Annotated in this window: 17 protein-coding genes, 7 tRNA genes and 1 pseudogene; 8 read left to right on the plus strand and 17 right to left on the minus strand. The window is 49.4% G+C overall.

The annotated features are described in order from the left end of the window. Window positions 1–431: 431 nt before the first annotated feature. From BLS62_RS13180 to BLS62_RS13195, 4 genes are all read right to left on the minus strand, one after another. Window positions 432–508 (minus strand) — tRNA-Asp (locus BLS62_RS13180). A 45-nt stretch (window positions 509–553) separates the two neighbouring features. Then, a tRNA-Asp gene (locus BLS62_RS13185) sits at window positions 554–630 on the minus strand. 46 nt (window positions 631–676) lie between these two features. Next, window positions 677–753, minus strand: a tRNA-Asp gene (locus BLS62_RS13190). A gap of 58 nt (window positions 754–811) precedes the next feature. Next, window positions 812–888 (minus strand) — tRNA-Asp (locus BLS62_RS13195). Between the two features lie 379 nt (window positions 889–1,267). Between BLS62_RS13195 and BLS62_RS13200 the strand changes: the two genes are divergently transcribed. Beyond that, the gene (locus BLS62_RS13200) at window positions 1,268–2,422 is read left to right on the plus strand and encodes a peptidoglycan-binding domain-containing protein (RefSeq protein WP_093181490.1); all 1,155 of its coding nucleotides are present in this window, start codon (window positions 1,268–1,270) and stop codon (window positions 2,420–2,422) included. A 127-nt stretch (window positions 2,423–2,549) separates the two neighbouring features. Here the strand turns inward: BLS62_RS13200 and BLS62_RS13205 are convergent, their stop codons facing one another. From BLS62_RS13205 to BLS62_RS13255, 11 genes and pseudogenes are all read right to left on the minus strand, one after another. Then, window positions 2,550–3,032: a hypothetical protein gene (locus BLS62_RS13205; protein ID WP_093181493.1), complete on the minus strand. Its 483-nt coding sequence runs from the start codon at window positions 3,030–3,032 to the stop codon at window positions 2,550–2,552. A 334-nt stretch (window positions 3,033–3,366) separates the two neighbouring features. Then, window positions 3,367–3,442 (minus strand) — tRNA-Val (locus BLS62_RS13210). Window positions 3,443–3,475: 33 nt separating this feature from the next. Then, a tRNA-Val gene (locus BLS62_RS13215) sits at window positions 3,476–3,551 on the minus strand. Between the two features lie 259 nt (window positions 3,552–3,810). Further along, window positions 3,811–4,098, minus strand: a pseudogene (locus BLS62_RS13220) (HU family DNA-binding protein); the annotation flags it as partial. Between the two features lie 178 nt (window positions 4,099–4,276). After that, window positions 4,277–6,706, minus strand: coding sequence for an endopeptidase La (lon, locus tag BLS62_RS13225; RefSeq protein ID WP_093181494.1), 2,430 nt, complete (start codon window positions 6,704–6,706; stop codon window positions 4,277–4,279). A gap of 453 nt (window positions 6,707–7,159) precedes the next feature. After that, window positions 7,160–8,425 (minus strand): ATP-dependent Clp protease ATP-binding subunit ClpX, encoded by a 1,266-nt coding sequence (gene clpX, locus BLS62_RS13230; RefSeq protein ID WP_093181495.1) that lies wholly within the window; start codon window positions 8,423–8,425, stop codon window positions 7,160–7,162. A gap of 257 nt (window positions 8,426–8,682) precedes the next feature. Continuing rightward, entirely contained in the window at window positions 8,683–9,318 is a 636-nt protein-coding gene (clpP, locus tag BLS62_RS13235) for an ATP-dependent Clp endopeptidase proteolytic subunit ClpP (protein WP_093181496.1), read from the minus strand. Between the two features lie 352 nt (window positions 9,319–9,670). Continuing rightward, window positions 9,671–11,017: a trigger factor gene (gene tig / locus BLS62_RS13240; RefSeq protein ID WP_093181498.1), complete on the minus strand. Its 1,347-nt coding sequence runs from the start codon at window positions 11,015–11,017 to the stop codon at window positions 9,671–9,673. A gap of 233 nt (window positions 11,018–11,250) precedes the next feature. Then, window positions 11,251–11,333 (minus strand) — tRNA-Leu (locus BLS62_RS13245). Between the two features lie 201 nt (window positions 11,334–11,534). Beyond that, the gene (locus BLS62_RS13250) at window positions 11,535–11,894 is read right to left on the minus strand and encodes a PH domain-containing protein (RefSeq protein WP_093188884.1); all 360 of its coding nucleotides are present in this window, start codon (window positions 11,892–11,894) and stop codon (window positions 11,535–11,537) included. A gap of 260 nt (window positions 11,895–12,154) precedes the next feature. Beyond that, entirely contained in the window at window positions 12,155–13,675 is a 1,521-nt protein-coding gene (locus BLS62_RS13255; RefSeq protein WP_093181499.1) for an NAD(P)H-hydrate dehydratase, read from the minus strand. Between the two features lie 209 nt (window positions 13,676–13,884). On the opposite strand from BLS62_RS13255, the gene BLS62_RS13260 reads away from it, so the two are divergent. Next, a complete protein-coding gene (locus BLS62_RS13260) occupies window positions 13,885–14,334 on the plus strand; it encodes a type III secretion system chaperone (RefSeq protein WP_208990844.1) in 450 nt (149 codons plus the stop codon). A 12-nt stretch (window positions 14,335–14,346) separates the two neighbouring features. Next, window positions 14,347–15,675, plus strand: coding sequence for a protein kinase domain-containing protein (locus BLS62_RS13265; RefSeq protein WP_093181503.1), 1,329 nt, complete (start codon window positions 14,347–14,349; stop codon window positions 15,673–15,675). A 334-nt stretch (window positions 15,676–16,009) separates the two neighbouring features. Here the strand turns inward: BLS62_RS13265 and BLS62_RS13270 are convergent, their stop codons facing one another. Further along, entirely contained in the window at window positions 16,010–16,459 is a 450-nt protein-coding gene (locus tag BLS62_RS13270) for a VOC family protein (RefSeq protein WP_093181504.1), read from the minus strand. 346 nt (window positions 16,460–16,805) lie between these two features. Here BLS62_RS13270 and BLS62_RS13275 point away from each other — a divergent pair, with 346 nt between their 5' ends. From BLS62_RS13275 to tyrS, 3 genes are all read left to right on the plus strand, one after another. Continuing rightward, entirely contained in the window at window positions 16,806–17,144 is a 339-nt protein-coding gene (locus BLS62_RS13275) for a P-II family nitrogen regulator (RefSeq protein ID WP_093181505.1), read from the plus strand. Window positions 17,145–17,264: 120 nt separating this feature from the next. Beyond that, entirely contained in the window at window positions 17,265–18,674 is a 1,410-nt protein-coding gene (gene glnA / locus BLS62_RS13280) for a type I glutamate--ammonia ligase (protein WP_093181507.1), read from the plus strand. Window positions 18,675–19,529: 855 nt separating this feature from the next. Next, a complete protein-coding gene (gene tyrS / locus BLS62_RS13285; protein WP_093181509.1) occupies window positions 19,530–20,783 on the plus strand; it encodes a tyrosine--tRNA ligase in 1,254 nt (417 codons plus the stop codon). A gap of 138 nt (window positions 20,784–20,921) precedes the next feature. Here tyrS and BLS62_RS13290 read toward each other — a convergent pair whose 3' ends face one another. Beyond that, entirely contained in the window at window positions 20,922–24,125 is a 3,204-nt protein-coding gene (locus tag BLS62_RS13290; protein ID WP_208990845.1) for a YhdP family protein, read from the minus strand. A gap of 275 nt (window positions 24,126–24,400) precedes the next feature. Here BLS62_RS13290 and BLS62_RS13295 point away from each other — a divergent pair, with 275 nt between their 5' ends. Together BLS62_RS13295 and BLS62_RS13300 are read left to right on the plus strand one after the other, a co-directional pair. Further along, entirely contained in the window at window positions 24,401–24,898 is a 498-nt protein-coding gene (locus BLS62_RS13295; RefSeq protein WP_208990846.1) for a peroxiredoxin, read from the plus strand. Window positions 24,899–24,902: 4 nt separating this feature from the next. Next, the gene (locus BLS62_RS13300) at window positions 24,903–25,790 is read left to right on the plus strand and encodes a ferritin-like domain-containing protein (protein WP_093181511.1); all 888 of its coding nucleotides are present in this window, start codon (window positions 24,903–24,905) and stop codon (window positions 25,788–25,790) included. Window positions 25,791–25,917 lie beyond the last annotated feature (127 nt).

Consider the following 25,917-nt stretch of genomic DNA (forward strand, 5'->3'; position numbering starts at 1 on the left):
CAAAAACCCGCTAGAATCCTAGAGATATATTTTATGAGTTTTATACTCATGTTTGTATATAAAATTACTAGATTCTATTAATTGCTTGGGAAAACTACTCAAGACCTGAAGGTAAGCATGACACCATGCGCCAAAGTCTGCGCATTAGTACGTAAATAGTCCAAATGTATTAGTTGAAGAGTCGCGCAGGAATACCCATGACAATGAAACCTCAATCCGAAATCACAGGTTCATTTGGCCATTAGGCCAGACACAGCAACGTCAAAATCCCAGCCCCTCCCCTCACTCAGTTATGAGCCAGCGAATATATCGGGATCCCCAAACCTTTTGAGCAAAATACGATAGCGGTAAATGGGAGATGAAGATAAAACACGAAAGCGCGGCGCACCAACTAGGGTGAACACCGCGCTTTTCGAGATCAATAATGAAAGTGGCGCGAGTGACGGGACTCGAACCCGCGACCTCTGGCGTGACAGGCCAGCACTCTAACCAACTGAGCTACACCCGCAACTCTCATTAAGTCTTTGTTACAGCAACATCTTCCCGTGGGAAGTGGCGCGAGTGACGGGACTCGAACCCGCGACCTCTGGCGTGACAGGCCAGCACTCTAACCAACTGAGCTACACCCGCAGCTGCAACAAGTTGTTTGGGTTGAACAGTCATTTCCCGAAGGAAATGGCGCGAGTGACGGGACTCGAACCCGCGACCTCTGGCGTGACAGGCCAGCACTCTAACCAACTGAGCTACACCCGCTCAATCCAAACATTCACCTTCAACGACACTCCAAGCGCCCGAACCATCTCCAAGGAAATGGCGCGAGTGACGGGACTCGAACCCGCGACCTCCGGCGTGACAGGCCGGCACTCTAACCAACTGAGCTACACCCGCTTGGGTCAGCAACGTTGTGTCGTTGTTGGTGGCGCTGATTTACGGCGGGGACGGATGGAAGTCAAGCGCCCTTCCCCCATCATTCATGACATTTATGCAAAAAGCCCTTTTTCCCTGTGAGAAACCGCCCGAAGGAGCTCCAGATGTGGAAAAACCCATATTTCCACATCTGAAATAATCGTTGCCACTCAATTACATCAGGCAATTTTTACAATTTTTGTGCGCACCACTTATTACCCATTACCAACCCCACCAAGGTCATCTCCATGGGTGATTTAGCGATAAGTATTTAGGCTTACATAAATTTAGAGTTTGAGCTAAATTCTACGTACAGAAACTCATTTTTCAATTTTCTCGATCCACTTATTGGCCAAGACAAATGCACAAAACAATCAAATTCAGTTCCACCCTATGCCTTTCCTTGTTACTCGCCTCCACAGCAGCACGAGCTGGCTCGGAAGATTTCATTTTCGGCATTGGAGCAGGCATCATCGGCTCTGCTATTGTTAATTCAGCAAAACAAAATAACAGCCAGCGCACAACGACCCAACGAAGAGTACCCAGGCGCAACAGCTCCTTCTCTGCCCAGACGCAAGACACCCAAACCCGTCTCAACATGCTTGGCTTTAATGCAGGCCGTCCAGACGGGGTCTCTGGTCGCCGCACCCGCAACGCAATCAAGCAATTTCAATACTCCATTGGTGAATATGCAAGTGGGCGGCTGGATAATCGGCAAATCGCAAGGCTCTACGAACTGACCACACCGCAGCAACCAGTCATAGTGCAGCAACCCGTCATCCTCGCTCCCGCCGCCGTTGCGCCAACAATTCCAACACAACAGATCAACATCAACGTCCCAGCACCCGCACAACCAACACAAGTCATCAACAGCACCCAGATACTGGCTGTCTCCGGTGGAACAAGCACCAAAAGCAAGACCCAGCTAGCCTCCAACATCCAGCAACTGCGCCTGGACCCGGCAAACCTACCTTCAATCCATGGCCTCACAGCCGGACGGTTTGAGCACGATGTTAAAGGTCTGCTTGAAAAGGTTGGCTACCAGAGCTGCATTGTCGAGGGCACCAGAACCACATGCACCCTCGAGCTCGACACCTTGACAGAGACAGTGAATGTTTTAACCCAGGATGACAAAATCTACGGTCTGCAACGCGAGGTCACATTTAGGAACCCCGCTCCGCGCGGGGCGATCATGGGCAAGCTACTCAAGGCCTACCCTATCCTCACCCGCTTTGAAGACATGACAGCCACAGATGACAGCACTTGCCGTATTACCTATCTGGGTAACAGCGGAGAATTACTCAAGCAGGCTCTGGAAACACCATCCAATGCAGAGGTCCTGCGCCAACTCTCAGACAACTGCTCCAGTTATCACACACTAGAAGTGTCAGGCGAAGACACCGTCAGCAGCTTGAGAATAGTATTCTACGGCAACAAAGCCATCACAGCTGCTATTGAAGATCGCAAGGGCGCCTTCCAGATCTCCTCAAGACCCGCACTTGAACTTACTTTCTAGCGACATTGATTGAATTAGATCTAACGTAACACACCCCAGCGCGCTGAGAACATTTTCCAACCTATGAAAAAAGGCAGCACCACAATGGCGCTGCCTTTTACTTATTTAGATGCCAATAACTGCTAAGTTACCAACCCTCGCGGATTTTCACGATTAATGCAGTCATGAAACCAAAGATCACATGTCCAACCAGAGACGCCCATGTCAGCGTGATAAAGCCGAGGAACGGTGGCAGTCCGGCAAAAATATGCGCCATAACGTAAAGCGCAAAAACCCAAAGGCCGACACCAAAGCATGGACCGACAATCCACCAAGGAAGAACAGGAATAATAACCCGAGCTAAAGGACGGGCTATGTATAGGTATCCAATTGGATAGAACACAACACCAACAACAGCATGGATCACTTCAGCAAGAAACAGGTCTTGAAAACCGAAGACAGACTGAACAAGAGCGGCAGGCTGCAAAGGGCCACCAACCCAGAGTGGGGTGAAAACTCTGGCCCAGATTTCCCAGCTCACATCTGCAACGATGCCAGCGATAAGAATGGTAATTAGCGTATGCCACACCAGTGGTGGGCATATTGGGTGCTTGTAACTTGAGTCACTCATGCGGCGTACGCCTCCACGTAATTATACTTCATTGCCAGGCGGAGTTAAAAACGATCACATAAGCTCCTGTTGTTATCTACGGCACACATACCGATCAAATAACAACTCTAACGATAAACTCCACAGGCTTCTGTAACAAAGCTTAGCTACAATCTCCTGAAATCGTCCTTTGATTTTTGATCGGATTCATAAGAGGCTATACAACCTTAAGAAACCAAAGAACGTAAGACACGCTTAAGCCTAACGGTATCGCACCTGAAATTTTTGAACTGAAGAAGATAACAAAAAAGCCTCGCCGAACAAATCGGGAGACTTAAGGTCCTCCAAAGAGGAATGGTGGGCGATGAGAGACTCGAACTCCCGACATCTTCGGTGTAAACGAAGCGCTCTACCAACTGAGCTAATCGCCCATCCGGCAACGTTGAACATCCTCCAAGAGAGAATGGTGGGCGATGAGAGACTCGAACTCCCGACATCTTCGGTGTAAACGAAGCGCTCTACCAACTGAGCTAATCGCCCCCGTTAAGGGTGGTACGCCGTGTGGCGTGGGGAGCTATTTAGCTGCCCTCCCTGCCCTTGGCAAGGGGCAGAACTCAAAAAAATGACATTACCAGCAAAAAACCTCTGAGCAGCACGTCTACCTGTGAATTACCTGATTTAACAAAGGGTTGTCCACACAGCACTCAATTGGGTCCGCAGACAGATAATGCAATAAAAAAAAGGCCCCTGCCGCTCTTCAGAGCAACAGGAACCTTCAACCCATTACGAACAAGCCCAATTAGGCGTTGACCGCGTCCTTCAGGCCTTTACCAGCCTTAAATTTCGGCGTCTTGGAAGCCGGAATTTGGATGGTTTCACCTGTGCGTGGATTACGGCCTTCAGTTGCCGCACGAGCGGAAACGGAAAAGTTGCCAAATCCGATGATCCGAACTTCATCGCCGCTCTTCAGGGTTTCAGTGATTGCTTCGAAAGATGCTTCTACTGCTTCGCCTGCCTGTGCTTTCGTTAAGCCAGTTTTTTCCGCAACGGCCCCGATCAGATCATTCTTGTTCATGACAGTCCCTTTCTTAAATAACGTGGGGAATGCTTAGATTCGCGCTGCACTCCTAAATCGGACATTCGTTGTAAATTGCGTGCAAATCAAGTTGTGAACGGCGGAAAACAGCCACTTTCTGTGCAGTATCAACCAAAAAAAGCCCCAGAACTCATCCGGGGCTTTTGTATTCACAAATAGAGGACTCGGATTAGTGGGCTACGACCCCTGCACCCTTGTCATCTTTAGCCAATGCTTCGGAGCTAGACTTTTCTTCCTCTTCGCTGCACTCGATGGCTTCAGGCATCCGAACAAGAGCATGTACAAGCACTTCGTCCATGCGAGCGACCGGAATAATTTCCAATGCATTCTTCACATTATCAGGAATATCGGCAAGATCTTTCGCGTTATCTGATGGAATAAGCACCTTCTTGATACCGCCGCGCAGAGCAGCCAGAAGCTTCTCTTTAAGGCCACCAATAGGCAGAACCCGGCCTCGAAGCGTGATCTCACCGGTCATCGCAACTTCGCGGCGTACCGGAATTCCGGTCATCACGGAAATCACAGTGGTCGCCATGGCGATACCAGCAGAAGGACCATCCTTCGGCGTGGCTCCTTCAGGAACGTGAACGTGCAGCTCACGCTTTTCAAAGAGCGAAGGCTTGATGCCAAAGTCTTCAGAACGGGAGTGAACATAAGAGGCCGCCGCTGAGATAGATTCCTTCATCACATCACGCAGGTTACCCGTGACAGTCATTTTGCCCTTACCCGACATCATGACACCCTCAATGGTCAGCAACTCGCCGCCCACTTCAGTCCAAGCTAACCCGGTAACAACACCCACCTGATCTTCTTCTTCAACCTGACCATAGCGGAAACGTGGTACGCCGAGGTATTCCTCAACCAGCTCCTCGTCCACTTTGATCGCAGTCTTGTTGTTGATCAGAATGTCCTTCACAGCCTTACGAGCCAGGCTACTCATCTCACGCTCAAGGTTACGAACGCCCGCTTCACGGGTGTAAAGGCGGATAACCTTCTGCAGCGCTTCCTGAGTAATTTCAAACTCACCGTCTCTCAGACCGTGGTTTTTGATCGCTTTATCTAACAGATGGCGACGGCAGATCTCGATCTTCTCATCTTCGGTGTAACCGGCAATACGGATGATCTCCATACGGTCCATCAGGGGACCTGGAATATTCAACGTATTGGCAGTCGTCACGAACATGACGTCGGAAAGGTCATATTCCACTTCAAGGTAGTGATCCATAAAGCTGGCGTTCTGCTCCGGATCAAGAACCTCAAGCAGTGCGGAAGATGGATCACCGCGGAAATCCATGCCCATTTTGTCAATCTCATCGAGAAGGAACAACGGGTTGGATTTCTTCGCTTTTTTCATGGACTGAATGACTTTACCTGGCATGGAGCCAATGTAAGTCCGACGGTGACCACGGATCTCAGCCTCATCACGCACACCGCCAAGCGACATACGAACGAACTCGCGACCAGTTGCACGTGCAATAGATTTACCCAGAGAGGTTTTACCTACACCTGGAGGACCAACGAGACACAGGATAGGCCCGCGCAGCTTATTCGCGCGTTTCTGCACCGCAAGGTACTCCACAATGCGCTCCTTGACCTTCTCAAGGCCAAAGTGATCCGTATCCAGAACCTTCTCAGCAAGCGTCAGATCATGTTTAACCTTGGACCTTTTCGCCCATGGAATACCGATCAACCAATCAAGGTAGTTGCGAACAACAGTCGCCTCTGCCGACATTGGACTCATCTGCTTCAGCTTTTTCAGCTCAGCATTGGCCTTTTCGCGGGCTTCCTTGGAAAGCTTGGTCTTCTCAACGCGTTCTTCCAGTTCAGCAAGCTCATCGCGCCCGTCTTCCCCATCGCCCAGTTCCTTCTGAATGGCCTTCATCTGCTCATTCAAATAGTACTCGCGCTGGGTTTTTTCCATCTGGCGCTTAACACGAGATCGGATGCGCTTTTCAACCTGCAGAACGGAAATTTCGCTTTCCATCATGCCAAGCACTTTTTCAAGACGCTCTGTGATGGAGACAGTGCCGAGAAGTTCCTGCTTATCGTGAATTTTCACGGCAAGATGAGACGCAATCGTATCTGCAAGCTTGGAAAAATCATCAATCTGATTAACCGCACCGAGAACTTCAGGAGAAACCTTTTTGTTCAGCTTCACATAGTTCTCGAACTCCGAAATAACAGTACGACCAAGGGCTTCCACCTCAATCTCGTCACCGGAAGTCTCGTCAAGAATAACGGCTTCAGCCTCATAAAGATCCTCGCGGTCAGTGAACTTACCGATCTCGGCACGTGCACCTCCCTCAACAAGCACCTTTACGGTATTATCTGGCAGCTTCAAAAGCTGCAAAACTGTTGCAAGAGTACCGATCTTGTAAATCTGATCAGTATCAGGATCGTCATCCGCTTCATTCATCTGGGTGGCAAGCAAAATTTGCTTGTCAGAGTTCATAACCTCTTCCAGAGCGCGGATAGATTTCTCGCGCCCTACAAAGAGCGGCACGATCATATGAGGGAATACGACGATGTTGCGCAAAGGGAGAACTGGAAAAACAGAGTTTTCCGTTTCTTCAACCGAGCGCATTTCATTGTCAGCCATCTCTATTCCTTTCAAGCTGTGGCTCTCTCACGAAAACCACGATAAAGCGCAACATGAAAATCAACTGACCAAAGAAAAGCCAGGCTCTATTTCTGTAGGCCGACCTCATCGCCCCATACTGGGCACGATTAAACTCGCCAAGTTGCGAACTAGACCCATTAGGTGGCAACACCGTCACCAACTGTCAAGCACTGCCAAACCAAGTCTTTAAGGCATCTGTTGATATTATAAGCTTTTTTCGATTTGAAAGAGGCTTGTAACGTCAATTTGAACCTTAAGAAAACCCAGTTTGAAAACAACCAGATCTAATCCGCACTAATTCCGCACTACATACTAAAATTTGACGCAAAAGGTACAAAGACAAAAAATGGGCGGCACTTTCTCTCAAGTAACCGCCCAAATTAAACTCAATACACGAGCGAAGCCGAATGGCTTGTTCAGTCCCCTACTGCGCTAGGCGCTAGTAGCTGAATTCTCTGCACGGTCCTCATAGATATACAAAGGACGTGCATCCCCATCGACAACTTCCGCTGAAATCACCACTTCCTTTACGCCCTTAAGGCCGGGAAGTTCGTACATGGTTTCCAACAGGATCGCTTCCAGAATAGACCGCAGACCACGAGCACCAGTTTTACGCGTGATACCCCGGCGGGCAATCGACTTCAGAGCTTCTTCGTGGAAGGACAATTCTACGTTTTCCATCTCAAACAGCCGCTGGTACTGAGCAACCAGAGCGTTCTTAGGTTCACGTAAAATGGAAACCAACGCATCTTCATCCAGATCTTCAAGTGTTGCGATAACCGGCAAACGGCCCACAAACTCAGGGATCAAACCAAATTTCAGCAGATCTTCTGGCTCAAGTTCTGAAAACAGCTCGCCAGTTTTACGATCTTCTGGCGCAAGCACTGAAGCAGCAAAGCCGATAGATGTTTTACGGCCACGGTCTGAAATAATTTTGTCCAGACCAGAAAATGCACCACCACAGATAAACAGGATGTTGGTTGTATCAACCTGCAAAAACTCTTGCTGAGGATGCTTTCTTCCACCTTGCGGAGGAACGGAAGCCACAGTGCCTTCCATGATCTTCAACAGAGCCTGCTGCACACCTTCACCAGAAACGTCACGGGTGATGGATGGGTTTTCAGCTTTACGCGTAATTTTGTCTACTTCATCGATGTAGACAATTCCGCGCTGAGCTCGCTCAACATTGTAGTCTGCAGATTGAAGCAGCTTCAAAATAATATTTTCGACGTCTTCACCAACGTAACCCGCTTCAGTCAGCGTGGTTGCGTCAGCCATCGTAAACGGAACATCCAGAATTCGGGCGAGCGTTTGCGCCAGATGAGTTTTACCACACCCAGTAGGACCAACCAGCAGAATGTTGGACTTTGCAAGTTCAACATCGTCGTTCTTGGAAGCGTGATTTAACCGTTTGTAGTGGTTGTGAACAGCAACAGCCAGCACCTTTTTGGCACGACCCTGTCCAATCACATAATCATCCAGAACACCACGAATTTCCTGAGGTGTTGGGATCCCATCACGAGACTTTACCAGCGAAGATTTATTTTCTTCGCGAATAATGTCCATGCAAAGTTCGACACATTCATCACAGATAAAAACTGTCGGACCCGCAATTAGCTTACGGACCTCATGCTGGCTTTTTCCGCAAAACGAGCAGTAAAGCGTGTTCTTGCTGTCGCTGCCGCTGGCTTTGCTCATGAGATATATCCCCGCGTCGTTTCGAGGGACCCTGCCCCTCTTAGATTTCTTAACTCGACAGCGAAACTTACGTTTCGGCCTTCTACTGACTTATCGCGTTTTGTGTTCCGCTTCCAGAGGGAAGCTTGGGAAATCACCAACGGCCACTCACTTATGAGATATTTGGCTTGCAATAATCAACATTCCTTTAAGCCCCGCACGTAAAGTTCATTTCTTGTTAAAAAAACTTGCCTGCGAGTAACTTTTATAAAACCAACTTAAGCAGGTTCAATAAGGCTTAAGCTTTCGCGGTTTGCGATAACATTATCAATGAGACCGAACTCTTTCGCCGCATTAGCACTCATAAAGTTGTCACGTTCAAGCGCTTCTTCAACGGCATCAAGTGTCTGACCTGTATGGTCAACATAGATCTCGTTGAGGCGGCGCTTCAGCTTCAGAATTTCCTGTGCATGCAACATGATGTCCGCTGCTTGCCCACGGAAACCACCAGAAGGCTGGTGAACCATGACACGACTGTTTGGCAAAGAAAAGCGCATGCCTTTTTCGCCAGCGGCCAAAAGCAAAGAACCCATGCTTGCAGCCTGCCCGATACAAAGTGTCGATATCTTCGGTCGGATAAACTGCATTGTGTCATAAATAGCAAGGCCACTAGTCACAACGCCACCCGGAGAATTGATATAAAGCGCAATCTCTTTGTTCGGGTTTTCCGCTTCCAGATAAAGCAACTGGGAACAGACCAACGTTGCTACGGTATCTTCCACAGGGCCGGTCAGGAAAATAATACGTTCCTTGAGCAGCCGTGAGAAGATATCATAGGCCCGCTCGCCCCGATTGGTTTGTTCCACAACCATCGGCACCAGGCTGTTCGTGTAGTACTCTACAGGATCGGTCATGCGTCATCCATTTTAAATATGCAGAAAGCTCAGTAAGCTCGGTTACTTATCCAGCTTACCGGTTAGCACTGCAAGAATCTTATGTCGAAAAAAACGACATGCCCACCCGCGGGATGTCGCCCTAGTCTTAAAGGCACTTGCCAAAAGGTAAAGCCACAAGGTTTATGGAGTGTTTCCAAGAGCCCTGTTATTCTTAGCCCAAATACCGGGGGGCTTAAAGAGCCCAATGGCGTATGTAGCTAAAGTCAGCCTTAGTTATTTCGGCTTTCCACCTCAAAATTCAAGAGGCGAAATGCAAAAAAAAGGGGGCACGAGGCCCCCTTCTCGAAATCCTTGGGTAAACCCCCAAAAATTATGCTTCGTCTTCGTCCTGAGCCAGGAGCTCTTCTTTGGACACGACTTTGTCAGAAATTTTTGCAAGTTCAAGAATAAAGTCCACAACCTTTTCTTCATAGATTGGGGCACGCAGGGAAGCCAAAGCCTGTTCGTTGTTCTTGTAGAACTCGAACACCTGTTGTTCTTGACCTGGGAACTGACGAACGCGATCGAACAGAGCTTTCTGAACTTCTTCGTCGGTAACCTGAACTTTGTTCTGCTCACCAACTTCAGAAAGAACCAGACCAAGGCGCACACGACGCTCAGAGATCTTACGGTACTCAGCTTTCGCTTCTTCTTCAGTGGTCTTTTCGTCTTCGAAGGATTTGCCAGACTGCTGCATGTCAGCTTCAACCTGCTTCCAAACGCCATCGAACTCTGTTTCCAGAAGTTTTTCAGGCAGGTCGAAGGTGTATTCTGCATCCAGCTTGTCGAGAAGCTCACGCTTCACTTTCTGACGCGTAGCTGCACCGAACTGGCTTTCAATCTGGCCACGAACGATTTCTTTCAGCTTTTCGAGAGACTCAAGGCCAAGTTTGGTAGCCATTTCGTCGTCGATGGAAACATCGCCTGCAGCTTCGATACCCTTGACATTAATGTCGAAGGTAACCGCACGACCAGCAAGATTTGCTGCGCCGTATTCTTCAGGGAAAGTTACGTCGATAACTTTTTCGTCACCGATTTTCATGCCAACGACTTGCTCTTCAAAGCCTGGAATGAACTGACCAGAACCCAGAACCAGCTGACCGTTTTCATCTTCACCGCCTTCAAATGGAACGCCGTCCAATTTGCCGAGGTAATGCATGGTTACGCGGTCACCGTCTTCAGCAGCAGCACCTTCTACGCGCGCTTCAAATGGACGGTTGCTTTCAGCAATCTGCTTGACCTGCTCGTCAACTTCTTCATCAGAAATTTCAACGATCGGGCGCTCAAGTTCAAGTGCAGAGAAATCTACAAGTTCGAACTCAGGCAGAACTTCATAAGAAATGGTGTAAACAAGATCTGCTTCACCGGCCAAAACTTTTTCAGCATCATCGTCGGAAAGATCGATTTCAGGCTGAAGAGCTGGCTTTTCTTTGCGTTCTTCAATGGTTTTGCTGGTAGTTTCGTTGATCAGGTTGCCGATCAGCTCGCCCATTGCCTGACGGCCATGAACACGCTTAAGATGTGCAACTGGAACTTTACCCGGACGGAAGCCGTTAATGTTTACCTTTGACTTCATGTCAACAAGGTATTCATCGAGGCGGGTCGCCAGATCCGTCGCCGGGATAACGACTTTGAGTTCGCGTTTTAGGCCCTCGGCCAGGGTTTCTGATACCTGCATGGTCTTTGCTTCGTCCTTGATTTAGGACGTGTACCGACAAACCAAAAATGGTTTATCCCCGTACGGTGAACATAACACCAATTTCGTAGAAGGGAGAGGCTTTGGGAGAAAATCCCTCAGCTCTTATCCGCCTGACGAACAGGTGAGCATAAACCGAACTTCGACAACGCCCTCAACTTTTCCGTTTCCGATAAGCTACGGTCGTTTATTTATGCACCGTATCACCGGGGATATGGTGCGGCTGGAGGGACTCGAACCCCCACGGTCTCCCGCTAGAACCTAAATCTAGTGCGTCTACCAATTTCGCCACAGCCGCGTTGGAGGGGTAGCTAAATGGGAACCCGATGGAAGTCAACAGCCTAATACGCTGTTTATGCCCAGTTCTTGGTTTTCCGCCTCATTTAGGGCAATGAACCTGTGCATTATTTCAATCCACTAGGAAAAGTTTGTACTCAAACAGTCCCTCCTCCGGCTCCAGTATTTTCCTATCCTTGAAATTAAGGAAAATAAATTTCCTTTACTCACTCAGGGGTTCTGTAACCCGGCGCACAAAGGCTGTGCCTGTTTCAGTCAAATACAGCTCGCGGCGGCGACCATCTGATTTATCTGCGGCAACACGGGCATAGTTATGACCACCGCGCACATCTTTATGACCATCACACCAATAGTAGATGTTTCGGGTCGCAGTCCCAGACTGGTATCCGATCTTCTTTTGTAGTCCGTGAGGATGAAGCGTCTGCCCCTCTTCCTGATGGGCTGCTATCTCCAAAAGCGTCAAAACGGTAGAAACCTGCATTTTGGCATCGTGATCCTTAAAAGGAGCCAGCGCATCAATAATCCTGCGCAAAGCTTCTGAATGCTTTGTGGTCTTGCTCATTATAAATCCATAAAATTCCGGTGAATGCCTGATGAAAAAGCCGGATGGGAAGGTCAAGTAGACAACGAAATGCGAAACTGGCATCTCGTACACGCTTTTCCTAACGCAGTTCAGCTTTCATAAATTGATGCTCATCACATTACTCAGATTTATATCACAAATATTGATGATTCCCAACCAACGCCCCAAGGCATTTAGCCGATTTGCGCAGAAAAAACAGGGCTCCACTCAAAACGGAGACGCCCTGCAAGGCGTGCGCTCTAAAAGTGCCCCAGATACTCCACCAGTTCACTCAGCACGTTGGGAATGTGTGCAATCACATCTTCGGCAATCAAACCCGCCCCCGCCAGCTCTCCAGCACGGCCATGAACCCACACACCTTTTGCGGCAGCTTCATACCCATCCAGCCCTTGCGCAAGATAACCACCGATGATTCCGGCAAGAACATCACCGGACCCAGCCGTCGCCAACCACGGCGTACCGCTGGCATTGATGGATATATTGCCGAAAGGATCCGCAATAACAGTATCTGCACCCTTAAGAACCACAGTTGCACCTGAGCGCTCTGCCGCTTTGTGCGTGCGTTCAACCTTGCAATACCCAGAGGCTGGATCACACAGATCAGGGAATAGCCGGCAGAACTCGCCCTCATGGGGCGTCAGGACCACTTTTCCGCGGCAAGAAGAGCCCGCGATATATTCAAACAAATATGCAGGTACCTCCTCAAACGACATAAGCGCATCAGCATCTAGAACAACACCCCGCTCACCGGACAGGCACTCAACCACACGCTCCTGCGTCTCCCGGCCCAGTCCAGCTGCAGGTCCAATCACAACCGAGTTGAGACGCTCATCCTCCAAAATCTGCTCAAAGTCCGCAATACGCTCCGCAGGGCGGATCATGACGCTGGTCAGATGCGCAGCATGTATCAAGGCAGCCTGCTCACGCGCCACCACAGTCACAAGGCCACTGCCTGCTCGCTGTGCGCCCAGCGCGGCCAGTCGGCTTGCACCTGTCGAAAACTTGGGTCCACTCACAACCAGCGTATGCCCGCGACTGTATTTGTGCCCTGCAACTTCGGGAAGATCAGGTACCGTTCCCCAAATTTTATCGCAGTTGTAATAGGCCGTCGGGCCGATATGCTTCAGCACCTCATCTTCAAGCCCAATCTGTTCAATGATAACTTCCCCGCAATGGGCACGACCGGGAAAGAGATAATGCCCCGGCTTGGCACGGAAGAACGTTACCGTCATATCCGCACGCACCGCCTCACTCAAAACAGCACCAGTTTTCCCGTTCACACCGGAAGGCAGGTCAATTGCGAGGCACTGTGCCGGGCTCTGGTTAATCTGAGCAACAATCTCCAGCAGGTCACTATCAAGACCACGGCTAAGCCCGGCGCCAAACAAAGCGTCAACAATCACATCGTCCTCGCCCAACTCATCCAGGGCCATACGCATATTCTCTAGAGAAATGAGATCCAGCTCCATCTCCTCATAGGAAAGCTCTGCGTCTCCCTTCAGAGCTTTTGGATTGCCGACCAACGCAACCGAGACGTTAAAGCCCTCATTGTGAGCAAGCTGCGCAACCACAAATCCGTCACCCCCATTGTTACCGGGACCACACAAGACCAGAACTCGCGAATACGGATGCAGGATTTGTCGCATGACTTCGAAAACGGCCTTGCCAGCGTTATGCATCAACTCAATGCCGGGAATTCCCCCTTCGATCGTCAGCCGGTCGGCCTTCTTCATCTGCAACGGCGTCAATAACTCATGCATGAAGCTCTCCAATTCTCTTTCGGCAATGTCCTGAGAAATTAATTACCTAATATCCGTTAGATTTTGGTTCATCATTACCCAACTGCCGCTTGGGTTTTTCGATCACGAAAAGTCACAAAGCCCACCCTAGTGCTAAAAGGCACAGTTTTCACAGTGACTTCCTGAGTAAATGATGACGCCAGCGCCCACTTTAGGAAAATAACAACAACATGCACGAGAGACGAGCCCACTACGCCCAATTGATGAACGGCTTTTCACAACGCCTGGGCTTAACCACAGAGCCCGAGGATGGTCTGTTTCTCATTGCAGAAGCAAACGGCAGTCGGTGGTCAGTGGAACTCAATGAAGACTCCGACCTTATCTATATAAGCACCAGTCTATTTCCTGCAGAAGATAAAAACACCCTAAAGACCGCACTAGAGATCAATCAGAATGTGGAACTCCTGCGCGGAGCTTTCCTCGGACTATCTCAAACTGGCGACCTACAGCTGAATGCACAAGCGACCCTTCAACAAACAGACGATATTGCATTGGAAAACACCTTGGTAAATCTGATGCAAATTCGCGAACAAGTCTGCGCGCAATTCTCTGAACTGAAATCCTCCTCAACCTCCAAAGCCGTTGACCCGGATTGGAGCGCGACTTCTATTCGCCTGTAAAGGTCTTCACCCATGCATTCCGTCAGCTCCCCAAAGCATAGTCCAGTTGATCAGAACTCGCTCCAAAGCGATATAAGCGCTCAGCAAAAAATCGCTCCGCAAAAGTCAGAAAAACTGGAAGCACGCGGTGTTTCAGTTGAAACATCAAAAAACTCAACCCCAGTTGCATCCAAGAACGTTAAAGCGTTGGAAACAGCATCCACACAAACATTGGCAAGCCGCATTCAATCTCCCTCAACCACGGGAGCCCTCCAATCAGGCCTAGCGACCTCCATGAGCGGGTTAAATGACACCAGCTCTATGGAGAGCACAGCAAATCCTGATGCGCCTTACAATGCTGATACGACCGCTCTGGAACAAACCGCCAAACGCCTTGGTGCCGGTACCTATGGCGAAGTCTACCTTGTCAAAGAAGACAACAAGTCCTTCGCCTTTAAAATCGCAAACTCTGAAAACGGTTGGAAAGCTCTGGAACAAGAAGCCCAGATCTACGAAAAGCTTGCTGAAATCGGGCCACATGACAACGTCGTCAAAGGTATGGGCATCAAAGAGGTTCAGGGCGTTCGTGGTCTTGCGCTCGAACATGTGGAAGGCTGCGAAGCGGGTAAGCTCTTCAACACCGCAGAAAAGCTCTACACAAATAACAAGTTAAGCCATTCCCAATATTGGGGAACCGTTCAGTTCATCATGCGAGATGTTCTAAGTGGCGTGCAGCATCTGGCACAGGCAGGTATCAGCCACAGCGACATCAAAGGCGGCAACCTGCTGTATGACACGGAAAACCAGAGCATCAAGATCTTTGACTTTGGGTGCGCAGCTATCATTGAGCAGGATCCAGTTACCGTTGGAACGCCAGCATACTCTGCCCCCGAAGCTCTGCTGTCTCTTCCTCAAAAACAACGAGCCAGCGAGGCGCAAGACACCCCCGCCGTTGGCCAGATGACCCGTCGGTCAGGTGAGCACGCTGAGAACCTCTTTGCAGCACAAAACCCCGGAGATGCAGCAGCCCTCTCCTATGCGATGCACTCGAAGCTGGAAGGCATAGAGCGCCGCGGTGAAGCACTTGAATATCAAGCTCTCAATCAAACAGATGATCCAGCTATTGCAGGCGCACTGGGCAACTTCGGTAAGGGCGGAGAAACAGCCTACGTTGAGTTTGTGAACCTCTCAACCCTATTGGACATAAGTGTCCGTGGCACAGCGGAAGAGCTCATCAACAGCAACTTCATCTCAGACCCATTGTGCCAACCTGATGAAGCCCGGCAAGTCATTTCAGGGCTCATGACCAAGATGGAAGAAGACAAAAAAATGGAAATGGCGGCCCCGATGAACCGCAGCTAATTCCTCAAAGACCCGCCCCATCACAAACAATAACTTAAGCCGGTTTTTACCGGCCTTTTTATTGGTCCCCATGATCAGTCATGTACAAACTGAAAAGATACCAAACGTATGGGAGCAGAACTTTACCGCGAGGTATTCTGAGGTAAAAATGCAACTAGGACATTGCATTCAGAATTACATGCACAACAGCAGCGCAGAGCTCTCAAGAACAAGAGGCTCCCCTAGCTTCATCACCCGCATAAAACAAAACTTGAAGGCTGCAAAAGCAGCCCTCATGCAGCCATAGCAAGCCAACCCCACTCGTTCGGCTGAATACAAATGCACCCTACCCGCTTTAGCGATTCGATTTAGGTGCAGGTTTCTCTTTCAAGCGCACTTCAGCACGGTCATCACTTGCAATAACCACATCCTGAGGCTGGGATAACTCAATCAAATTGCCATCCGGATCTCTGATATAGACGGAAAGCAATGGCGAGCTCGCACCTGTTCGATAAACAGGCCCCTCCACAATCGCAACAGCCGCTGCACCCAACCGGGCAATGGCCGCATCTAGGTTCTCAACAATGAAACAAAGATCAGCCGTTCCAGGCACCTGCAGCTGCGCCAAAGGCTCATGCTCCACATCAACAGGTTGCAGATTAATTTTCTGCTGCCCGAAATGAAGACCACGCCGGCCACCACCGAAAATGACTTCATCCATACCAAGCACGTCCTGATAAAAACGACTAGCACGGTCAACATCGTGAACAGTAAGAACCACATGGTCGAGACAAACCAACCTCATTACCCACTCCTTAGCTCTTGTTACAAACACAATAGCGTCAGCAGCCCCGCGCGACTACCTCCTAGATTCTAGCGAGATGAACAAATAGTAGTTTGCCTATTTTTTAACCATCATGAGTATCGATTAAGCAGCAGATATATTTCAGGACCAATGCTCCCTTACTAATTAAGGGGCAAACTGCCCGAATTAGTGGCTTTTTAAGAAAATTTCAAAACTGGCACGGTTTCTGCATTCATATTTCCGTAAGTTTTGAAGTACGAACTTTTTGCACACCTGCTAGTCACTTGCACGCGCATGCAAGGCCAGCGGACGAAGCAATACAAGACGAACTGGGAGTGTGACGACCATGAAGAAAATTGAGGCAATCATTAAGCCGTTCAAACTGGATGAAGTGAAAGAAGCACTTCAGGAAGTTGGTCTTCAGGGGATCACCGTTACTGAGGCAAAGGGGTTTGGTCGCCAAAAGGGCCATACCGAGCTCTACCGCGGCGCCGAATACGTAGTAGATTTTCTGCCGAAAGTGAAAGTCGAAATCGTACTCAACGATGACCTTGTCGAAAAAGCTGTCGAAGCCATCCGCGATGCCGCACAGACTGGTCGCATTGGTGATGGTAAGATTTTTGTTTCCAGCATAGAACAAGCCATTCGCATTCGGACCGGTGAGATCGGCGAAGACGCCGTATAATTTAAAATCTCCTTAGGGATAAACGAGGGCCACGCCATTGGGGGGACAATTCCACAAGGCTTGGGCTTCAAAATAACAACACGACGCCACTGGCGATTTTCACATGAGGAATTGGAAGTTATGACAACCTCCGCTGATATCTTGAAAGAAATTCAAGAAAAAGACGTTAAGTTCGTAGATCTTCGTTTTTCAGATCCACGCGGCAAGCTGCAGCACGTCACAATGGATATCTCCCAGGTACACGAAGACATGTTCGCTGAAGGCGTTGCATTTGATGGGTCATCCATCGGTGGCTGGAAAGCAATCAACGACTCCGACATGATGCTGATGCCAGATACAGAAACAGCTCATATCGATCCGTTCTTCGCTCAGTCCACTATGTCAATCTTCTGTGACGTTCTAGACCCAGTTTCCGGCGAAGGTTACAACCGTGACCCACGCATGACTGCCAAACGCGCAGAAGCCTATGTGAAAGCATGTGGCGCTGGCGATACTGTATTCGTTGGTCCAGAAGCGGAATTCTTCATCTTTGATGACGTTCGCTTTGCAGCTGACCCATACAACACCGGTTTCAAACTGGATTCTTCTGAACTGCCGTCCAACATGGACAGCGAATATGAGTCCGGCAACCTTGGTCACCGTCCACGCACCAAAGGCGGTTACTTCCCGGTTCCACCAATCGATAGTGCGCAGGACATCCGTTCTGAAATGCTCTCCGTTATGTCGGAAATGGGCGTTAAAGTTGAAAAGCACCACCACGAAGTGGCAGCAGCTCAGCATGAACTTGGTATGCAGTTCCAGACCCTGACAACGTGTGCCGATCATATGCAGATCTACAAATATGTAGTTCATCAGGTTGCACACGCCTACGGTAAGTCCGCGACCTTCATGCCTAAGCCAGTCTTTGGCGACAACGGCACCGGCATGCACTGTCACTTCTCCCTTTGGGAAGACGGCAAACCAAACTTTGCGGGCAACCAGTATGCAGACCTCTCCGAGAGCGCTCTGTACTTCATCGGTGGCATCCTTAAGCACGCAAAATCTTTGAACGCGTTCACCAACGCGTCCACAAACTCCTACAAGCGTCTGGTTCCAGGTTATGAGGCTCCAGTTCTTCTGGCGTACTCTTCCCGTAACCGTTCTGCATCTTGCCGTATTCCATTCTCTACCTCGCCAAAAGCCAAGCGCGTAGAAATTCGTTTCCCAGATCCTTCAGCGAACCCGTACCTGGCGTTCTCTGCACAGCTGATGGCCGGCCTTGATGGTATCAAGAACAAAATCCATCCTGGCGAACCAATGGACAAAAACCTGTACGACCTGCCACCAGAGGAACTCTCCGAGATCCCAACTGTAGCAGCGTCTTTGCGTGAAGCCCTGGAATGCCTTGATGCAGACCGTGACTACCTCAAAGCAGGCGGCGTATTCGACGACGATCAGATCGACGCATACATCGAACTCAAAATGGAAGAAGTCATGCGCACAGACATGACCCCTCACCCAGTTGAATTCGACATGTACTACTCTGTTTAAGTCTCATTCAGGTGTGAGCCTGAATTGAATTAAGCATTCAGCCCTCGGAGAGAAATCTCCGGGGGTTTTGTCTTCTCACGACACTCCTATTCCGGATTTGCATAAATAACGCAAACATCGCGTATTCCACTCAAATCCACGCAGACATCAACGCAAACATAGTCTGTCATCGGCACGTCACGAAACTCCGCTTAATAGCAGGAGGTTGTCGGCATCTGACCGTGTTGATGAGACCCACATACCTTCAAGGCGGCCAATTGCGGTCGCCTTCTTTTTTGCACTTATTTCAAATGCGATGTCCCCTGTTAGGCTCTCGCTAAACAAAATCTATCCCCGCACTTGAAACAACGCTTAAGTCCTCCTATCTTAAGTACAGGTCAACAAGAGGAGTACTGAATGTCTCCACCGAATCAGTGGGTTGCATGGCTTTAATGGAACAGATAACGTTCAGTAAAACCCTCTGCGCAAGACCTGTATATAACAAGAAGACAACAGCTTGAACGACCGAGCGTCATCAAGCGGTAAGCATGGATCGAAACCGGACGAACGCGGGCGGTAATCATATTAAACGCCCCAGCATAAACCTTTAAGGTAAGTCGCGGCGATCCAACCCAAAAAAGCAAAACCCCGTTAGCCCTTCGAGAAGGACACGGGGTTTTCTTTTGGCAACCTCCAGACCAAACCTCCAAACACTCGCTTCGATTACCTCTCCAAACCAACATTCCTCGCCATCTTCGGAGAAAAGCTCAGGAACAGAAGGATTATCTGACCGAAAAACGGATGACCCTCCCACAAATCTCCGCTATAGACCTTATCCAAACTCACAAAATCTTTGAGACTGAATAGGTTGGGGCAATGAGCGCATACAAATCAGACTTCATGAAAACCCTTGACGAGCGCGGGTTCCTTCATCAGCTATCCGACGCCGAAGGGCTCGATAAGCTATGCGCTGAAGAAACTGTGACCGCTTATATTGGCTTCGACTGTACAGCAACCAGCCTGCATGTTGGCTCTCTCGTACAGATCATGATGCTCTACTGGTTCCAGAAAACCGGCCACCGTCCAATCACCCTAATGGGTGGCGGCACCACCCGCGTTGGCGACCCAACGGGGAAAGATGAGAGCCGCAAGGTTCTGACGGATGAAATCATTGAGACCAACAAGGCTGGTATCAAACACGTATTCGAAAAGTTCCTGACATTCGGCGACGGACCAAACGACGCCCTCATGATGGATAACTCTGACTGGCTGATGAAGTTGAACTACCTCGACTTCCTACGCGATGTTGGTCGTCACTTCTCCGTTAACCAGATGATCCAGCGTGACAGCGTTAAATTGCGACTGGAACGGGAACAGCACCTCTCCTTCCTCGAATTCAACTATATGCTCCTGCAGGGCTATGACTTCGTTGAAATCTATAACCGCACCGGGTGTCGCCTTCAGATGGGTGGTTCCGATCAGTGGGGCAACATTCTGTCCGGCGTAGACCTTGGTCGCCGTATGACAGAGAGCAATTTCTTCGCGCTGACAACACCGCTGCTCACCACGGCATCCGGCACCAAAATGGGTAAAACAGCAGCAGGCGCAATCTGGCTCAATGCTGACATGCTAAGCCCATACGATTACTGGCAGTTCTGGCGCAATACCGAAGACAGTGACGTCGAAAAGTTCCTCAAGCTCTTCACAGTTCTGCCTATGGACGAAATTAAACGCCTTGGCGCCTTCACAGGCGTTGAAATCAACGATGCAAAGAAAGTCCTCGCAACAGAAGCAACAGCTCTCCTCCATGGCCGTCAGGCTGCTGAAGATGCTGCTGAAACAGCTCGCAAAGCTTTCGACGAAGGTGAGAATGCAGCTGGCCTGCCAACCATTGAGGTTCCGCGGGCAGACCTAGAAGCAGGCATCGGCGTTCTTGGTCTTTATGTGACCGCAGGCCTTTGCAGCTCCAACGGTGAAACCCGCCGCAACCTGAAAGGCGGCGGCGTACGTATCAACGATAAAGCTGAGCAAGATCATACGCGTATGATCATTGCTGCTGATCTGACCGAGGATGGCGTTGTTAAGCTCTCACTTGGCAAGAAAAAACACGTTCTGATCAAACCTGTATAAGGCGATCATACAGAGCATTTAAAATAAAGGTCGGGGCATTGCTCCGGCTTTTTTAGTGCCAACTCCACATCAAAAATTCTTATGGACATAGGCTCTTTTTCAGAGCTGGCTTGGCACCGCACACGATCGTCGCATAAATCAGTTTTGTTTGAACTCGAATATACGACGGAACACACCTGGTGCTATCGCCGAGACCGGGTTCACCTGGAACTTAGGACTATCGAATGTGCCTGACAATTTGTAGGTCACACCAAACAAACCTTCATCAGATGATCCTCCACCAAGGATCAGGCCAATGATTGGCAGCTTCGCAAACAAATTATTGATCGCATAAACTGGCACAAACGTACCTGTCATATTCAGTTTCTGCGTACGCAAATTAACTGCACCGCTAAACGTACCACCAATAATGGCACCACTCAGCGTTCCCTTAGTAACATCAACAACATCACCTGTGCGAGCAAAGTCGATACGCATTTTCTTGAAGGAAGCCTCACCAGAATTGACGACAGCGGCATAGACCTCTTCATTACCAGACCGCCGCCTGCTTCTCTGCTTCTTATTCTCAATGCCCTTAAGGGCGCGGATCGCCGGGTCTTCTGTAATCGAGAAATCTTTTACCGTAAGTTGGCCTATCCACCTGGTATCGCTTGGCATATTGACATCAAGCTGGCCACTGCCACCGCGCATACGCGGGAAAATATCCATAAACCGCAAAAACTCGCCAGTATTGCTCAGTTTGCCTTTTCCCGACCGACCCTTGCCTTTTCCGCTGACTGTAATGTTAAACTGGCCTCGGCTGGAGGTTGCACCTGTGATCGACAGCTGAAGAGGACTGCTGCCTCTGAACATCCCATCCACACGCACATTCGACGCCTGCACACCTCTAAAGCCCGTCAAACGCCTAAATGTCAAATCGACATCCACCAGACCGTTCTTCCGCTTACCGGATGCTGCTGCCTTGTTAGATCCGAATTGATCGATGAGAGAGCGTCCGTCAAAACGATCTGCAGTCAAAACAATTTTGTACCCGCCACCTTTACGTGGCCGAAGGGTCATTCTGGCTTTGTCGTTCGGCCGCAAATTAAAGGCAGAGAAATCACCAAGTATAAGCTTGCCATTGCCATCGATCTTCAGATTACCACGCACCTCAACCCCTTCTGAGAGGAAGGAGAAGTTGTGCAGTGTTTTAGCATTGCCAGAGGTTGTCACACGGAATCGAGCAGTTGCAGCAACACCGGAGGCTTTGCTCCATCCGATTTCGGAGATATTGATCGCAGCTTTTGCAAGGTCCAGTTCAAACGCCTGCGCTCCGCCACTATCTTCATAACTCACTTTAACCGGACCTGACACATAGTTCGTCAGATCCGCACCGTATTGCTTGAGATCTTGCACCTTCGCAACGAAAGTGACACCCTGACGATCATCTACACCATTGCCATCCCGGCTTGTACTCAGATCAATTTCAGACTGAAAGCCATTAAGTTTACCATTACCAGAAATAAGGGTCTGATTGGTATCGGCTTGCACAACAAGGTCTGCATTTTCAATGACTTGCCCTGAGATCTTCGCTTTGCTGGAAAAGCCTTTAAGGACCAGGTTAGCGCGCCAGTCAACATCTTTGATCTTTACGTCTTTCTCCAGCGGAAAGGCTGCTTCCACACGCACCTTACCGGTGCCAGTCAGATCAGCAGGCACAACTTTCAACCGTTCAAGTGCATTGATTGGCTTTGAATCTGCCAAGACGCCCAGATCATCTACCCGCCCTGTAAGCTGAACCGACAGCTCCGCGTTTTTGATTCCCGGTTTAGCAATATTCTTGATATTAAACTGGAGCTCAGGAACCTTGACGATATTCCCGTCCTGCATCTTAAAACGGCCATTTGTACCGGAAATACTGAACCCTTCATTTTCAATTTTCCCAACACCACTAACATCGGTCAGCAGGGGTAAAGTAGTCAACGCTTTCACAGAGCCATCAATCACGTCAAAACGGGCTGAAATACCGTCTCCCTGCCAGGCAGGAGTTTCTTTTTTTCCATCAAAAGCGTCAGGGCCCAAGGCAAAATCAAGAGCTATGTTATCTGCACGACCAGGACCCAAATGACGCAACAACCAGTCACGGGTCTTCGGTGCTGTAACAGTCGGCCAGACTTGAAGCACTTCGCCAAAACTCAAGCTGGGGCTAAAGACCGAAAGGGCAATCGAAGGTCCACCATCTCCATAATAGAAAGAGCCAGCTACATTGATGTCCGCATCAAGCCCAACAGCGCGCGCGCGTTCAACGGAAAATAACGTATTTTCAGGATTAAACGATCCGGAGGCGTAGGCATCAGGAAAGACCAATGGAGGGTAATTAACGTCAACAGGGGCTAGAACGATCTCACGAGAGCCAAGAGAATACGTCCAATCTGCACCATCAGTAACTGGGGGGCTCACCTTTCCACCAAACACAACGCGTGTGTTCTGGCGACGAAGGTAAGACCGGCCAACGATTATATCAGGATTGTCTCTTTGTAAGCTAAGGTCAAGATACCCTTCATCTATTGTCAGCGAATTATCAGGAGCTGTGCGGATAAACACCGGAGAGGTGCGCACATTCATATTGCCACCCAAAAATTCTCCCGCCGCACCCAGCTCCGCTTTGGCTTCCACAAACAAGCGCGTATTCGCAAGTTTATCGTCCTGCGCAAAACTATGCGTGGGCAAAATATCGCGTAAGGACGCATCGCGAACAGTCACACTGATGTTTCTTTGCCCGGTCTCCGGCGTAACAGTTCGCTTCAAGTTCCAGGACCAATCGCCCTGACTACCCACTATATTGGAGGTCACTGCAAAGGAAAGATCATCCAGCAACACAGCATTTGCATCGATGCCATCAGCGACGAACTCTTCACCTTGTGCGTTGACAACCAGTCGCCCATAATCAATGGACACCTGCTCCAGATGCCAACGTTTCAATTCCTCAGCCGCGATCACACTAAACTTGTCAATCGCCACAACACGGTTTTGTACACGCGGCAAAGGATCAGACCCTTTGGCCAGTTTAATAGTGGCAGACGGACGCTCCAACGCCACACTCGTAATTTCAAGATTACCGAGCAATAAACCGGAGAGATTGATCCCAACTTCGGTTTTTGGAAGCAACACAAGCGCGGATGTCCGGCCTTTGATGCGAATTAGAGAATCTTCAAGAATAATCCGGCTTCCGTTCTCCCCAAGAAAATCAAACTTAGCCTCACCAACAGTCACACTGATGCTTTTGCTTTCCAGCTGCTGAGTGGCCCAGTCGACAAGAAAGGGGATGGAAACAGGCCCAGTAAGAACTCTGTAACTGCCCAAAGCGATAACCAAACACAAACAGGCACTTACAACGACCCAAGTCACGCGTCGCTTAAAACGGCGTGGCAGAGAGGAGCTCTCCAGCTCAGCTGTATTCCCAACATCAGCAGACAGAATCTTATTCCCTGTTTTGCAGCAAGTTCGAGTTTGTTCGAATCAGGACCTGCCGCTAGCATTACGTGATCATGGGTGTCCTGTAAGGCAAAATACAGACCTACACCACATACACAATACGCCTCTCCTAAGAGGCAAAAGGCCGCCCAAGGAGTATAAGAATGCCCAACACGACAGAAGCGACATCTTCCCTACCGCAGGAAGGTATGCCTGCACCGAATTTTATTGTCGCAACAGATTCGCAAGGCCAGTTCACCCTATCAGATCATGCTGGCCGATCTGTCGTCCTTTACTTTTATCCAAAGGATGACACGCCGGGCTGCACAAAAGAGGCAATCGCCTTTACCGAAAACGCGGCTGAATTTGAGAAACATGGTGCTTTAATCGTCGGCATTTCGCCCGATACACCACTAAAGCATGACCAGTTTAAGGCGAAACATGGGCTAACTGTCACACTTGGGGCAGATGTAGACAAGGAATTGTGCCAGGCTTATGGCGTGTGGATTGAGAAAAACATGTACGGAAAGAAGTACATGGGCGTTGAACGCTCCACGTTTCTCATAGATAAACATGGCAAGATTGCCAAGATCTGGCGCAAAGTCCGTGTACCGGGCCACGTAGAAAAGGTCTTGGAAGAACTCAAAATTCTGAGCCAGTGAAATCATGCCAAAACTACCCGGCAAAAATGGTGCGGATGCGTTTGCAGGCCAAGCGCATCTCGCCCTACCCAAAGACGTAACGGTTAAGTCGCTGAAGGACGGAGCGCGCCAAATTCTTGAAACACCAGATTTGGATCTCAAAGTTGCACTTGCCTACCACGTGGCCAATAAATGGTTCAAAGGAGCTTTGTCCATCACCCGTGGCACTGGCGAAAAACCCATGCCAGATCGTCCTGGAAGACCAGCAAAGCCAGAACTTTTACCCCCGCGAGATATGCCCAAACGAAACCAGGGCGGACATAAAAGCGGGCAAGTCGCCCTGCTCCACTCACTGGCACATATTGAACTCAACGCCGTTGATTTAACTTGGGATTTGATTGGCCGCTTCACCAACATTCCCATGCCGCGCTCCTACTATGATGATTGGGTACAAGTGGGTTTGGAAGAAGCAAAACACTTCACCCTCATTCAAGAGCGTTTGGCAAAGATAGGCCATGCCTACGGAGATCTGCCCGCTCATGATGGGCTTTGGCAGACGGCTCAGTCTACCGGCACAGACTTGCTGGCTCGTCTGGCAATTATCCCGCTGGTATTGGAAGCACGCGGCCTCGACATCACGCCCTATATGATTGAAAAGGCCGTCGCCGCTGGCGATGAAGACACAGCCCGTGTCCTGCATATCATCTACCGCGATGAGAAAGGCCACGTTGCATTTGGCGCTAAATGGTTCCGCTTTATGTGTGACAGACAACGCATCCGACCAGAGCCACGTTTTCAGCAATTGGTTAAACAACATTTTAAAGGACCACTCAAACCCCCGTTTAATGACAGGGCAAGATCTGAAGCAGGCCTCACGCCTGGCTTCTATAGGCCGCTCATCAAATTGACCTAATGATACACTGCACTTAGAATTTGTTAACCATAACAAACTCTAATTCAATTTAACAAATCATTTCCAGTAGTCAAACTGAGCAAGTGGCCATCCAATGAATTCTTCTAAGTGCAGTAAGTATTCTAAG

The sequence above is a fragment of the Pseudovibrio sp. Tun.PSC04-5.I4 genome (assembly GCF_900104145.1).
Taxonomy (GTDB): domain Bacteria; phylum Pseudomonadota; class Alphaproteobacteria; order Rhizobiales; family Stappiaceae; genus Pseudovibrio.

Coding starts and splice junctions, on each gene's coding strand:
- BLS62_RS13205 (WP_093181493.1), bottom strand. CDS start 3,032: ATGAGTGACTCAAGTTACAAGCACCCAATATGCCCACCACTGGTGTGG.
- BLS62_RS13270 (WP_093181504.1), bottom strand. CDS start 16,459: ATGAGGTTGGTTTGTCTCGACCATGTGGTTCTTACTGTTCACGATGTT.
- BLS62_RS13265 (WP_093181503.1), top strand. CDS start 14,347: ATGCATTCCGTCAGCTCCCCAAAGCATAGTCCAGTTGATCAGAACTCG.
- BLS62_RS13200 (WP_093181490.1), top strand. CDS start 1,268: ATGCACAAAACAATCAAATTCAGTTCCACCCTATGCCTTTCCTTGTTA.
- BLS62_RS13255 (WP_093181499.1), bottom strand. CDS start 13,675: ATGCATGAGTTATTGACGCCGTTGCAGATGAAGAAGGCCGACCGGCTG.
- BLS62_RS13300 (WP_093181511.1), top strand. CDS start 24,903: ATGCCAAAACTACCCGGCAAAAATGGTGCGGATGCGTTTGCAGGCCAA.
- BLS62_RS13250 (WP_093188884.1), bottom strand. CDS start 11,894: ATGAGCAAGACCACAAAGCATTCAGAAGCTTTGCGCAGGATTATTGAT.
- BLS62_RS13295 (WP_208990846.1), top strand. CDS start 24,401: ATGCCCAACACGACAGAAGCGACATCTTCCCTACCGCAGGAAGGTATG.
- lon (WP_093181494.1), bottom strand. CDS start 6,706: ATGGCTGACAATGAAATGCGCTCGGTTGAAGAAACGGAAAACTCTGTT.
- BLS62_RS13275 (WP_093181505.1), top strand. CDS start 16,806: ATGAAGAAAATTGAGGCAATCATTAAGCCGTTCAAACTGGATGAAGTG.
- clpP (WP_093181496.1), bottom strand. CDS start 9,318: ATGACCGATCCTGTAGAGTACTACACGAACAGCCTGGTGCCGATGGTT.
- tyrS (WP_093181509.1), top strand. CDS start 19,530: ATGAGCGCATACAAATCAGACTTCATGAAAACCCTTGACGAGCGCGGG.
- glnA (WP_093181507.1), top strand. CDS start 17,265: ATGACAACCTCCGCTGATATCTTGAAAGAAATTCAAGAAAAAGACGTT.
- tig (WP_093181498.1), bottom strand. CDS start 11,017: ATGCAGGTATCAGAAACCCTGGCCGAGGGCCTAAAACGCGAACTCAAA.
- clpX (WP_093181495.1), bottom strand. CDS start 8,425: ATGAGCAAAGCCAGCGGCAGCGACAGCAAGAACACGCTTTACTGCTCG.
- BLS62_RS13260 (WP_208990844.1), top strand. CDS start 13,885: ATGCACGAGAGACGAGCCCACTACGCCCAATTGATGAACGGCTTTTCA.